We start from the raw sequence: 11,529 nt of genomic DNA on the forward strand, positions 1-11,529 counted from the left end.
GCAGTCCACTCCTGGTCAGTCTCGGCGGCACCCTGTACCCCGGATTGATCATCCCACTGAGCTCTGAGGCCGCACTCTATTGAATGCCTCACTAGGCCGCAGGCGATGCGGCCTGCCAAGCTGCCCGACATTGAAATGGCCCCGGTAGACCGGGGCCGAAACGTGTATATCTGGGCTTACTCATCAAGAGCATCGTTGATCTTGTTATTAATCTGCTCCTGTTGGCCGTCCATGCACTTGGCGTAGACCCGCAGTAGGACGTCCACGCTGTGCCCGGCGCGCTTGGCGACTTCGACCGCCGGGACGCCGGCGTTCAGCCAGAGCGAGACCGCCGCGTGGCGCAGGTCGTACGGGCGGGCGGCGAGCGACGAGGCGATCTGGGCAGGTGTGAAAGCGAGTTTGCGGGCTTCCTGCCAGACGTAGGAGTGCGCCGAGCTGGAGTAAGTGCCGCCCGTCCTCGTGGTGAAGATCCTGCCGTCGTGAGCGGTGCCGTACGTGGCGATGTGCTCTCGGAGTATGGCGACCAGGACCGGCGGGATGGGGATCTCTCGCGTCTCCTTGTCCGCACGGTGCTTCAGGCTGCGTGACTCGTGGGTCTCGCCGGAGTTGGTCCAGCGCTTCGTTCCTTGGGGGCGTGCCTTCTCCAGGACGATCAGGCCCCAGCCGGATTCCGGCAGGGTGCAGTTCCTCAGCCGGAGGTCGGCCGCCTCTTCGGGCCGGAGCGCGGCGTAGTAGATGCAGGCGAACAGGGCCTTGAGCCGAGGACCGCGCTTGCGTCCGACCTTGGGAATGGCGTCGAGGAGCAGCTTGGCTTGGGCCGGATTGACCACCGTACGAGGATCGACAGCCGTCACGGCTTTGGGCGCGGTCCACTTGATCTCGTCCAGCGGGTTACTGCTGAAGATCTTCTGCTCTACTGCATGCTCCAGGAGGTGATGCAGGATGGCGCGCTTACGCCGCACCGTGTTGGCCCCGGCGGGCTTGCCGGCGAAGGTGACCGAGATGGAGGCGAGGGCCGAGCGGAGGACGTGCGCCTCCCCCAAGGCTGACAGCGGAAGAGATGCCCTCTCCAGCCAGCTCAGGGCTGCTGTTTGCGTCGGGGTCAGGTCCGTCCGCCGCTTCTCCGGCAGCAATGCGTGAACTCGTAGCACCTCCCGCAGGTCTTCCGCCGAGGGACGACGCGGCGCGTCGGCGACCAGAGCGGGGATCAGCGACAGGAGCGCGTATGCGTCAGTCTCCCGGGTGCGTGCCGCCGACAGGTCCCAGCGGCGGAGGACGTACGCCTGGGCGAATTCCAGGAAGGACGGTCCGGTCGCTCTGGACGCCAGCATCGACACCGGCAGACCGGTGGCGACGTCGAACTCCTCCCCCGCTTTGGCCGCCTGCCGCAGGTCGGAGACGAAGGCGTTGGCCAGGCCCTTGGTCCGGAAGCTCTTGGACTTCTCCTTGCCCGCGACCCTCCAGCGGGCGACGTAGACCGGCGTGCCACTGTTCGAGCGCTGCTGGATTTGGCTGAACTTCACGTTGTAGGTGGTGTTCACGCGGCCTCCCGTCGAGAGTCGAGCCAGGCTGTGAGGTCGCTCCGCCAGACGCGGAGTTCGAGGTTGGGCAGTTGAACGCAGACCGGCGCGCGGCCGAGTTCGCGCCAGCGGTAGAAGGTGCGGCGGGAGACTCCGCCCAGTTCGGCGAGGACTTGAGGAACGGTCAGTAGCTCGTCGCTTCTGCTCATTGAGGATCACCGCCGATCTGTGGCAGGCGGACGCCAGTAAGGGCTGCGGCGAGGAGCTGTTCACCCAGGGAGAGGCCTTGTCCGGCGTACTCCCAGTGGGCGATGACCAGGACGGTGTCCTCCTCGAACAGAGGAAGCCGACCGGTGGTGATCTCTTCTGTGCGCATGTGTTCTTCGCGGGCGGCGCGCAGGGCGCCGAGGGTGGTGGAGTAGTGGCGGCTCTTGGTGGAGAAGTGACCGCGGAAGCCGAGCATGTGGGCCCAGTGGATGAGCCGGAGGTCGACCAGGGCGGGCTCGTTGCCGAGGCGCATACAGGCGGCGATCAGGCGGCGGGCGTGGTCTCGGATGGGCAGGGCGTCAAGGTTGTCGAGTGGTTGGATGCGGCGGTCCAGGGTGCCGACGCATTCGGCGGCCTTGGTGGCGTACTTGGCAATGTAGGCGGCTACGGCCTGGTCGGTGAGGTCGCCGTCCATGGTGATGGGGCGGGTGTCGATCTGGGTTCCCCAGCGAAAGACGCGGCGTAGTGGCTTGACCTCTGCCGTCACGGCGGCAGCCGCGTGGTGGACGGCTTGGGCGAGTGTGTCAGCCGTGGCCCACGTCGGCGGTGGCGTGTCCGGGCCGGTCGGGCCGTCGAGGCGGATGACGGCGTGGAAGTGGACGACGCCGCGGCGCTGGTATTCGGCGACCTTGGCGAACGCGATGCTGACGTGCCCGCGCAGGGCTTTGACGGTCAGGCCGTTGAGTCTGGCGAAGCGGCGGCGCAGGGCGAGGGTGAAGCGGCGCCATAGCTCGGGGCTGATGGCGTTGAACAGGACGGAGCCGTCGTAGTCGTAGCAGTCGGGGCACAGCGGTTCGCCGAGGCGCGGGTCGTCGGCGCGGTGCCGGTTGGTGCAGGACATCGTCTGCCCGTGCGGGCAGGTCTCGGCGTTGCGGCGGGCGTGGCAGGGCAGGACTTTGCCGTTCTTCTCGCGCCTCGTGTGCACGGTCCCGAAGGACGGGGCGGTGAGGGTGACGAACAGGCACGGGTGGCTGCTGACGGCCTCGGGAACTCCCTTGCCGCCGACGAGGCCGGCGCGGACGAGTTGGTAGGTGTCGGCGCGGTAGACCTCCGCGCAGGCCGGGCAGAGGGAGGCGCGGCGGGTCTTGCAAGCGACTCGCAGGACGCCGTTGGGTTCGTTGTTGGTGCTGTAGCGGTGGAGTAGGTGGCCAGTGGCCTGGTCGTAGTGTTCGACCTTGCCGCGCAGGTGGATGGGCTGACGACAGCCGCCGGTGCGCTTGATCTGGCAGGCCCAGCGGTTGTAGTCGGGGTCGTGAAGTCGGGAGATCATCCCGGCTATGGCGTGTGGGTGGTGCAAGATGGATCCGTCCTGTCCGGATGAGATTCGGTGGGATGGCCCCTCACCTGGCGCGGAACTTGGCGGTTGTGTGGCCAGGTGAGGGGGTCTCGGCTATGCGCCGTGGTTGTCGATGCCGGTGCCGTGGCAGTCGGCGCAGTTCTGGTCGTCGGTGATGCCCGTGCCGCTGCAGGTGCAGCAGCTGTAGTGGCCGATGGACGGCTCCATCTGGGGCTCAGCGCTCCTTCGGGCTGATGCGTAGGAAGAGGCGGTATCGGCCGGGGTGGGAGCGGTCGGGGTAGGCGCGGGACATGGACGTGATGGCGAAGGCCTCGCGTAGGTGGATCAGGCCGAGGGTGAGTTCGGCGCGGCTGCCTTCGAGACGGATGCGCATGGTCATACCTCGTGGGTGTCGTCGGTCTGGATGCAGTCGCGGTAGCTGTCCTCGGCGGCGTGACGGGCGCGGGCGGCGGCGAGGATGGCGACGAACTCGTAGCGGATCAGGCCGAAGTCGAGCCCGGTCACGTAGTGGTCGTGGGCTTCGAAGTCGGGGTCGATGCCAGTCCCGAGCAGGGCGGCGACCTTGTCAACCTCGGCCCGCATCTCCTCGTCGGTGCCCTTGGCCGGGAAGGCGTGCACGGCCACCCGAGCGGTCGGGACCGGCACGTCGGGGTGGGTCTCCAGGAAGATGGCCAGGTTGAGGAGGCCGTTGATGAAGCTTCTGCGGTGATCTTGCATGGTGATCTGCCTTTCAGGCGTTTTCTGGAACGATCCAAACGATCAGGTCGGAAGCGAGCTGGTCGGATACGCCCAGGCGGGCGCGGAGGACCTCGCGGGTGATGGGCTTGCCGTGCTTGGCCTGGTGTTCGTCGGCGACGCGGCGGGCGTAGTCGATCAGTGCCGGTGAAGGTCCAGGCCGGTCATCTTGAGCCGGGACGAGTGCGGGACGTTCGGCCGCCGGTACGGTGGGCGGTTCGTCGGGACGGGGACGGGACGCTGAGACCTGTTCCGGGGACGTCTCGCGGACGTCCGGGGACGCGGCGGGACATGGGCCGGACGTCCGGCGTTCGAGCATCGAGACGGCGACGAGGAACGCGGCGGCCGGGGTGGCGGCGGTGATCCAGCCCCAGACGGTCGGGTCGGCTTGTTGCAGGTTGGCGGCCAGGGACAGGACGATGCCTCCGGTCAGGACGAGCACAGGCCACGAGGTCGGGCCGCGCCGGGTGCGGCCGGTCTTCTTGTCACGCTGGCGTTCGCGGGCGGCCATGACACAGGTCAGGTCGATGCAGACGGCGATCGCCCAGGCCATCCAGCCGGACTGTCCGTGTTCGCTGGCGGTGTCGCGGATGTGGGTGAAAGACCCGGCTCCGGCGATGAGGGCCAGGACGAGGACGGGGCCGGTGTCGAGCAGCCAGCAGGCGAGGCGGTGCATCGGCTCAGGCCTTCCGCGGGTCCGGGATGGAGTCGAGGAACTCGGCGAGGTCGGCGTCGCTCGGTGGTGTCGTGGTGTGGCCGGAGACGATGTCCGCCCAGGTGGGTGTTTGGTCGGTGTAGGTGGTGGCGGCGTGTTCGGCGGCCTGCTCGCTGACGTAGAAGGAGCGGGCCCGGTACCACTGGCCGTCCTGAGAGGCCACGATCGCCACCCCCGGGGTCTCGGCCGGGATGGCGCGGGCCGAGGCCAGCGCGGCGGGGTCGAGGTCGCCGAGGGTCATGGTGGCGGTCTCGGGATCGTTGACGCGGTGGCAGATCCGTCCCGAGCATTGAGAACGGAGAGCGGTGACGCCGGGGCCGAGGTCGGAGCCGATCCTTTGGCCGCAGCAGAACAGGTAGATGCCGAACGCCCGCCCGAGCTGGGCCACCCGCAGGAGGTTCGTCGAGGTCTTGGCAACCTCCTCCTTCTCGCTCTTGTCGGCCATCAGGTACAGCTCGGCCAGCTCATCGACCAGGACGACGATGGGCACCGGCCGCTGCTCGTCCGGCAGCTGCCAGATGTTGCGGGCGCCGGCCTCGCGGCACAGGGCCATGCGGCCGGTCATCAGGTTGACGAGGTCATCGAGCAGGGCGATGCATTCGGCGCGGGTGGTGCCCAGCGCCGACAGCCGCGGGCTGTACGGGGTGAACTCCACGCCGCCCTTGAGGTCGAAGCCGACCAGCGCGACCGGTTGCGGAGCCAGCCCCTGGACCAGGGCGTTGGCGAGGTTGGACTTGCCCGACTGTGTCGCCCCGGCGTTGAGGTAGTGCGGGACGGTCTTGAAGTCGATGATCCACGGGCCGCCGGTCTCCAGACGGCCCACGATCACCTTGAGCAGTTCGGGCGAGGCGGGCAGGGTCTCGACCCGGACGAGGGGATCGCGGACGGTGGCCGACAAGACGACCCGTCCGGGGCGAGGAGAGGAGACGCGGACCGCGTGCACGCCCCAGGAGTGCGCCAGTCGTTCGGCGGCGTCGGAGTAGTCGGCGGGGATCTGCCCTTCCAGGGTGTGCAGGGTGACCCGCCACCCGTATGCGGTGGGCTTGGGCAGCCACATGAACGGCTTGGTGTCCACGGCGATGCGCTGCCACTTGCGCCGGACGCGGACGACGCCGGTCGAGGCGACCAGGCCCGGGACGGTGGTGAACCAGAAGCGCTGCCGCTTCTTGGTCAGGTGGCAGCCGAGCGCGACCTTGCGCCAGGACGCCCGTACGCTGATCGCGACCAGCGGGAACGCGACCACGAGCCAAAACGACGGGGAATGCCAGCGGTGCCAGGCCCAGAGCCCGGCCGCCGAAGCGGCCAGGACTCCGAGCACCAGGAGCGTCGTGTCAGACACGGGACGGCTCCGCATCGACCGGCAGGAGCGTGGCGGCGCGGTAGGAGATGCCCCACCGGCCGGAGATCTCCCAGACGTAGCCGACCAGGCCGGTCGGGTTGATCTGCTGACCGGCGGTGATCGGAGGCTCCCCCGAGGTGCCGATCTTGACGAGTTCGATCCGGCCGAACTCGTCCTCGACCGAGACGGTGACCTCGTAGATGGTGTTGCCGTGCTTGTCGGTCTTGATCTCTCCGGTGTCCTTGTTGAGCAGGCGCGGCTTGGGCGCCTTGACGCAGGTGATCGTGAGCTTGGAAGTGTCGACAGGGATCGGGATAGTACGCATGAGAGCTAGTCTCCTTGTGAGGTGGTGTTGCTAGATACAAAGATACCTAGGTATCTAGCTCTGTAAACCGAGATAGCTAAATTGGCTTGAGATTCCTTACAGGATGCCCAGAGACCTAGGCATCTAGAAACGCTAAAGTTGAGTCATGGCATCCACCGACCGACGCCGGCCGTACCTGCGAATCGCCGAGGACATCCGGCGCGACATCGCATCGGGCCGGTACGCGGTCGGCGAGCGCCTCCCCGTGGCCCGCGAACTGGCCGAACGGTACGGCGTTGCCATGATGACCATCGGCAACGCCCTAGCCGTCCTCCGCGATGAGGGACTCATCGAGACCCGCCAGGGAGCCGGCAGCTTCGTCAGCCGGACACCCGACGACGAGACCGCCAGCCCCGCTCCTGGCGAGCACAGCGAAGAGTTCCGCATCATCTCCGAGCAGCTGAGCGAGATCCGTCAGCACGTACAGAAGCTGACAGTCAGGCTGGACGAGCTAGACGCTCGGACTCGTCCTGATCAAGCCGAGTAGCGATCCTGACGGTACGCCGTTGGAGCTCGGCCAGGTCAGCCGTGATCTCCGCCAGCTCGCGTAGCAGGATCTGTCGTTCCATGTCACTTAGACCCACGTACCACCCCATTGTGTAGGCAGGACGCCGAAGCGTCCCCGGATTACCTCACGAGTGGGGAGCCATTGCGCGGATAGCCCTCCGTTGTCGTGCTCACAGCAGCCTCATCACCTTTGCGAGGTTGAGAATCTCGCGCTGACGATGCAGCTTGCCGCTGTCCCTCAGGTCGCGCACGATGTTGCGGACCAGCGGACGGTTCCGGACGTGCTGAGGCGCGATCCGGTCGGCACGAAGCAGGGCGTCTGCCGCCTCGTTGTCCTTCCTGTTCATGTGGTAGCCGGCGGCGGTACAGGTCCAGTAGTGAGCCTGACGTTCGGACGAAGCGATCTGGGCGACTTCGACGTGTTCAGCCCGGGAGATGACCTCGCGAGGACGGCCGAGTTCCATGCTCACCTCAACCGCGTGGATCGTCGTGTTCACCCGGTTGAACTGCGTTTGGAAGACGTTGCCGTCCCGGGGGAGCGCTTCGGCGACTCGGCGCGCCTCCTCAAGGTGACTTTCGGCCTCTCGTTGGTCCCACAGCCGGGAGTACGCCACGGCGGCTCGCAGGTGCAGAGCACCCCACATCGCCTTGGTCGTGTCGCTCCCGCCTACGTGGGATTCAATCTGATCGATCGCCAACAGGGCAGCGTCCTTGGCGGGGTCGAGCTGCGCTTCGTGCAGCCACACCCCGCACAGGTCCCAACTCGCCGCGGCGACCAGGTCCGGGGCGCCGACCCGTTGCGCGGCGACGAGCTCGCGCTGCACGGCGGTCCAGCCCAGGTCATGATGTCCGAGGAGGTTGGACGACACCCGCGCCATGTGACAGGCGCGCAGTATCAGCGCTTCGGCCCGGTCGCGGTCGGCCGACGAGTCGTTCGTGACGGCGATGAGATCGGTGAGGATGCCAGGCAGCACCTCGCCCAGGGCGGTGAACTTGGCGTCCTGGCGGAGTTGCTCGGCCAGGCGCACGTTCGCCTCAAGCTCCTGCAGCGGCCGCGGTTCTCTGGTCGATCGGAGCAGAACCCCGCTGGGCAGCGAAGCCTGCTGGAGCGCGAGCCGTAGAGCCGGAACCGCCGTATGGCCGGAGTCGAGTTCCGTCGTCTCGTGCCGGTACGGCTGACCGGTGAGTTCGGCGACCTCCACCCCAAGAACCTCGGCGAGTTGCCCGACCACACTCATGCGGTCCAGCGGCATCCGCCCGTTCTCGACCTTCGACAGCCAGGAAACGGACCGACCGACCTTCCCTGCGAGAGTGGCCTGATCCCAACCCTTGCGGTGACGGGCCCGTGCGATCCGCTGGCCCTGCGACACGTACTCTGTTGCCACGTCCGAGCCCCTCCTTCTCGCCGTCGCTTGCTTCGACGATAAGACGAGTGACCTGCGGGACTGGCAGAAAAACTGCCAGTCGGCGGACATGCGAAACCGCAGGTCGGCCTTCGACCTGCGGAAACGCCCGTCACAGATCAGTTTCAGATTGTGACGCTACGTGTGCGAGGAGTGGGGGTTCAGCGTGGCATCACCTCGCTTCCCCGTTCATGAGCCGTCGCCATAGCGACTCGGCTTCGCTGACCTTCACCCGCGGAGTCTCCGCGACGACCCAGGGGACGACGGTCCGATCGTGCCGCCGGATGAACCCCTGCCCGCCGGCCTGGCAGTTCTCGAAGACCACCGGCAGGCATTCACAGGTGTAGCCCCGGACGCGGGCGGGACCTGGATACCGCTCAACGGGCGTCCAGCTCACCAGCACCGCGTCCGGAAGAGGCATAGCGGGATGTGTACCGTGGAAGTCGTGGTCATCTGCCACAGGGCTCACCGTCCTTCGCGACGAGCGATCACCAACGACGCGATGGCGGCGCGCCAGCGGAGACCGCAATCGATGAACGGGCATTGGTGAGCGAGGAGCCATCTCCAGTCGCAGCGTGCGCTCTCACGGGGGCGGCAGGCCGGAGCGCAGCTACAAGCCCCCAGCCGGAGGGGCCCTGGACCATCACTCACCAACGCCATACCTCCACGCTAGCAAGCCTGTAAGCCCCTGTCTATTCCATGTAATTCCATGAAGCTTCACGATCCGGTGTGAAGGGCCATGAAACGCCCTCCTACTCTCATGCTGTGGCCAGATATGTTGAGCACACGCGTACCTGGGAGTTCGACGAGGACCGCTCCCGGTGGGAGCAGATCCTCGAAGTGCTGAACGGGCGCATCGACTCGGGCGAGTGGGGCCCCAAGTTCAAGATCTCCGAAGTCAAGCTCATGGAAGAGTTCGGAGTCGCCCGGCCCACGATACGCAAGGCCATGGAACGCCTCCGGAACGCCGGCAAGGTCTACACCGTCCCCAACCTGGGCAGCTTCGTCAAAACCGGCAGCGAAGCCGAGTAGACCAAGAACGCCAAGGTCCTCAAGGAGAGCGCCTCCGCGGAGTAGGCTCCGGGGACGTGAGCCAGCGGATCGACTACTACAACGACCCGAGAGCGCCAGCCGCCAACAGCCTCGTCCCTTCCGTGAATGTCGTCGTCACCAACAAGGCCGGCGAGCTGCTGCTCATCCGCCGCTCCGACAACGACAACTGGGCCCTGCCCGGCGGCGCCATCGACCTCGGCGAGTCCATCCCTCAGGCAGCCATCAGAGAGACCTTGGAAGAGACCGGGATCGCCTGTGAGATCACGGGCCTGGTCGGCACCTACAGCGACCCCGGCCACGTCATCCACTACACCGGCAACGACGAGGTCCGCCAGGAGTTCTCCCTCGTCCTCACGGCCCGGCCCGTGAGCGGCGAGCCGACTCCGAGCTCGGAATCCCGAGAGGTGTGCTGGGTGACGCGGGACGAACTCGACAACTACGGCATGCACCCCTCCATGAGGATGCGAATCAGCCACTACCTGCAAGGCAACAGTCCCCACATCGGGTGAACCAGGCGTAGTCCATGGCATGCAGTTCCAATTGCGACGACGAGCCCGCCCGTGGCCCCCGTCTATCGCTTTCAGGTGACATGACCGCATCGGAAGAACGCGTCCCAGCTCTGCCGGCGCCCGCCGCCCTTTCGGGCGACAACGCGCCCCGCCGGCTGATCGAACAAACCCTGCTCGAAGTCACAGGCCGCCCCGCCAATGCCGAGGCGAACACCCTCCTCAACGGCGTCATTGGCGCGTGGCGCCGCCACCAAGGCCGCAGCAGCTCGAAGCCCAGCCTCACACTCGTCGCCGGTTACGCCGGATCGGGCAAGACCGAGTTCTCCCGGTTCCTTTCCGAGATCACCGGCTGGGCCCTCATCGACAAGGACACCTTGACTCGCCCTCTGGTCGAGCGGCTACTTGTCTCTCTCGGCGGAGACCCTGACGACCGGCACACCGAGCTATACCTGAGCGAGGTTCGACCGTTGGAGTACCGCTGTCTGATGGAGACCGCCTTCGACAACCTCAACGCAGGGACCTCGGCGATCCTGTCGGCTCCGTTCGTCGCTGAGTTGGCCGACCCCGACTGGATGTCTCACCTGACCAATCGCTGCGCTGCCGGGGGCATTGAGGTGGCGGTGGTGTGGGTGCGGTGCGACGCCGCATCCATGCGCAAGCACATCGAGCTCCGCGGCGACCCGCGGGATGCCTGGAAGCTCGAGAACTGGGATGCGTACGCGAGCGCCCTCAACACCGAGACCGCCCCCTCCACGGTGCACATCGTCGTCGACAATCGCCTCGGCACCGCGATCAATCTCGTCAACGAAGCCAGCGGGACGCTGAAGCGGCACACCTAGAGCTCGCCCGGCACCCTCATGCATCTGCCCTCCCTGAGCTATCTTGTCCGGCATGCTCACTGAGGGTTGGCTGACTGACACCCAGGCGTCCTATGACACCGTTGCCGCAAGCTATGCGGACCAGGTGCGCGATCTGCTCGATCAAACGCCCTACGAACGCGCGTTCCTGGGGTTGTTCGCCGACATGGTGCAGGCCGCCGGTGGCGGGCCAGTTGCCGACGTGGGATGCGGGTCCGGGAGAATCACGGCCTATCTGCGGAAGCTGGGCGTGGACACGTTCGGGATCGACTTGTCACCCGCGATGATCGAGGCGGCTCGGCGTGATCACCCCGGACTGCGGTTCGAGGTCGGTTCAATGACTGACCTCAAACTGGCCGACGTCTCGATAGCTGGCCTGGTTGCTTGGTACTCAGTGATCCACATTCCCGACGACGAGATCGGTGAAGTCTTCGCGCAGTTCCGGCGAGTACTGCGGCCCGGCCGCCCGCTGCTGCTCGGTTTCCACGTAGGTGACGAGCCTCGCTTGATCACCGAAGGCTACGGCGGCCATCCAATGAAGGTCTACGTCCACCGCCGCCAGCCTGACCAGATGGTTGGCTGGCTCAATGACGCCGGCTTCACGGTCGAGGCACAGCTGACTCTGAGCTCGGCTGAGAGCACGCTCGGAGGAGTTCTCATGGCACGTCGGCGGGCCCGATAACGCGCAGGACAGGCACACGGGACCAGATGGATGAGACTTTTCTCCACGTCTTCAAGGGCGGCTCGCCTGCGGCGATCCGCCACGCGTCGGACGTTCGCGGGCCGCGCTGCGGCTCTTCGGCCGGTCGCGGCCCGCGACGCCCGTGCGTCGACAATGAGGTTTTCTCTGCGACTTTCACATGATCCGTCCGTGCTCGAAGTGGGTGAGAACCAGCGCTGCTCGGGCCACATCGCCAATTCGTGAGGGGCTGAGCGTCAAATGCTGAAGGGTGCGCCAGCGCT

Annotated in this window: 15 protein-coding genes; 5 read left to right on the forward strand and 10 right to left on the reverse strand. The window is 66.6% G+C overall.

What is annotated here, in order from left to right; genetic code table 11:
• Positions 1-176: 176 nt before the first annotated feature.
• From ABGB18_RS41600 to ABGB18_RS41635, 8 genes are all read right to left on the reverse strand, one after another.
• On the reverse strand, positions 177-1,541 hold the full coding sequence (locus ABGB18_RS41600) for a tyrosine-type recombinase/integrase (RefSeq protein ID WP_347701187.1): 1,365 nt from the start codon (positions 1,539-1,541) through the stop codon (positions 177-179).
• On the reverse strand, positions 1,538-1,729 hold the full coding sequence (locus ABGB18_RS41605) for a helix-turn-helix domain-containing protein (protein ID WP_347701188.1): 192 nt from the start codon (positions 1,727-1,729) through the stop codon (positions 1,538-1,540). The genes ABGB18_RS41600 and ABGB18_RS41605 overlap by 4 nt, the downstream gene beginning before the upstream one ends.
• A complete protein-coding gene (locus tag ABGB18_RS41610) occupies positions 1,726-3,057 on the reverse strand; it encodes a replication initiator (protein WP_347701189.1) in 1,332 nt (443 codons plus the stop codon). The genes ABGB18_RS41605 and ABGB18_RS41610 overlap by 4 nt, the downstream gene beginning before the upstream one ends.
• 241 nt (positions 3,058-3,298) lie before the next feature.
• The gene (locus ABGB18_RS41615) at positions 3,299-3,457 is read right to left on the reverse strand and encodes a hypothetical protein (protein ID WP_347701190.1); all 159 of its coding nucleotides are present in this window, start codon (positions 3,455-3,457) and stop codon (positions 3,299-3,301) included.
• 2 nt (positions 3,458-3,459) lie between these two features.
• A complete protein-coding gene (locus ABGB18_RS41620; RefSeq protein ID WP_347701191.1) occupies positions 3,460-3,801 on the reverse strand; it encodes a hypothetical protein in 342 nt (113 codons plus the stop codon).
• 13 nt (positions 3,802-3,814) lie between these two features.
• Complete coding sequence (locus tag ABGB18_RS41625) at positions 3,815-4,495, reverse strand: DUF2637 domain-containing protein (RefSeq protein ID WP_347701192.1); 681 nt, start codon at positions 4,493-4,495, stop codon at positions 3,815-3,817.
• Between the two features lie 4 nt (positions 4,496-4,499).
• Positions 4,500-5,873 carry an FtsK/SpoIIIE domain-containing protein gene (locus tag ABGB18_RS41630; protein ID WP_347701193.1) on the reverse strand — a complete coding sequence of 458 codons (1,374 nt, stop codon included), beginning with the start codon at positions 5,871-5,873 and terminating at the stop codon, positions 4,500-4,502.
• A complete protein-coding gene (locus ABGB18_RS41635; RefSeq protein WP_347701194.1) occupies positions 5,866-6,198 on the reverse strand; it encodes a hypothetical protein in 333 nt (110 codons plus the stop codon). Before ABGB18_RS41635 ends, ABGB18_RS41630 begins: the two co-directional genes overlap by 8 nt.
• Positions 6,199-6,343: 145 nt before the next feature.
• On the opposite strand from ABGB18_RS41635, the gene ABGB18_RS41640 reads away from it, so the two are divergent.
• Positions 6,344-6,724 carry a winged helix-turn-helix domain-containing protein gene (locus ABGB18_RS41640; RefSeq protein WP_347701195.1) on the forward strand — a complete coding sequence of 127 codons (381 nt, stop codon included), beginning with the start codon at positions 6,344-6,346 and terminating at the stop codon, positions 6,722-6,724.
• A gap of 190 nt (positions 6,725-6,914) precedes the next feature.
• Here ABGB18_RS41640 and ABGB18_RS41645 read toward each other — a convergent pair whose 3' ends face one another.
• On the reverse strand, positions 6,915-8,129 hold the full coding sequence (locus ABGB18_RS41645; RefSeq protein ID WP_347701196.1) for a helix-turn-helix transcriptional regulator: 1,215 nt from the start codon (positions 8,127-8,129) through the stop codon (positions 6,915-6,917).
• 190 nt (positions 8,130-8,319) lie between these two features.
• Positions 8,320-8,568 (reverse strand): hypothetical protein, encoded by a 249-nt coding sequence (locus tag ABGB18_RS41650; RefSeq protein ID WP_347701197.1) that lies wholly within the window; start codon positions 8,566-8,568, stop codon positions 8,320-8,322.
• A 344-nt stretch (positions 8,569-8,912) separates the two neighbouring features.
• On the opposite strand from ABGB18_RS41650, the gene ABGB18_RS41655 reads away from it, so the two are divergent.
• The 4 genes from ABGB18_RS41655 (at position 8,913) to ABGB18_RS41670 (ending at position 11,248) form a co-directional block, all read left to right on the forward strand.
• Positions 8,913-9,179, forward strand: a complete 267-nt coding sequence (locus ABGB18_RS41655; protein ID WP_347701198.1) for a winged helix-turn-helix domain-containing protein — start codon at positions 8,913-8,915, stop codon at positions 9,177-9,179.
• 56 nt (positions 9,180-9,235) lie between these two features.
• Entirely contained in the window at positions 9,236-9,709 is a 474-nt protein-coding gene (locus ABGB18_RS41660) for an NUDIX domain-containing protein (RefSeq protein ID WP_347701199.1), read from the forward strand.
• 80 nt (positions 9,710-9,789) lie between these two features.
• Positions 9,790-10,548: an AAA family ATPase gene (locus ABGB18_RS41665; protein ID WP_347701200.1), complete on the forward strand. Its 759-nt coding sequence runs from the start codon at positions 9,790-9,792 to the stop codon at positions 10,546-10,548.
• Positions 10,549-10,600: 52 nt separating this feature from the next.
• Positions 10,601-11,248 (forward strand): class I SAM-dependent methyltransferase, encoded by a 648-nt coding sequence (locus ABGB18_RS41670; protein ID WP_347701201.1) that lies wholly within the window; start codon positions 10,601-10,603, stop codon positions 11,246-11,248.
• Positions 11,249-11,529: the final 281 nt, after the last annotated feature.

Origin of the sequence: Nonomuraea sp. B12E4 (genome assembly GCF_039871825.1) — a bacterium.
Classification (GTDB): domain Bacteria; phylum Actinomycetota; class Actinomycetes; order Streptosporangiales; family Streptosporangiaceae; genus Nonomuraea.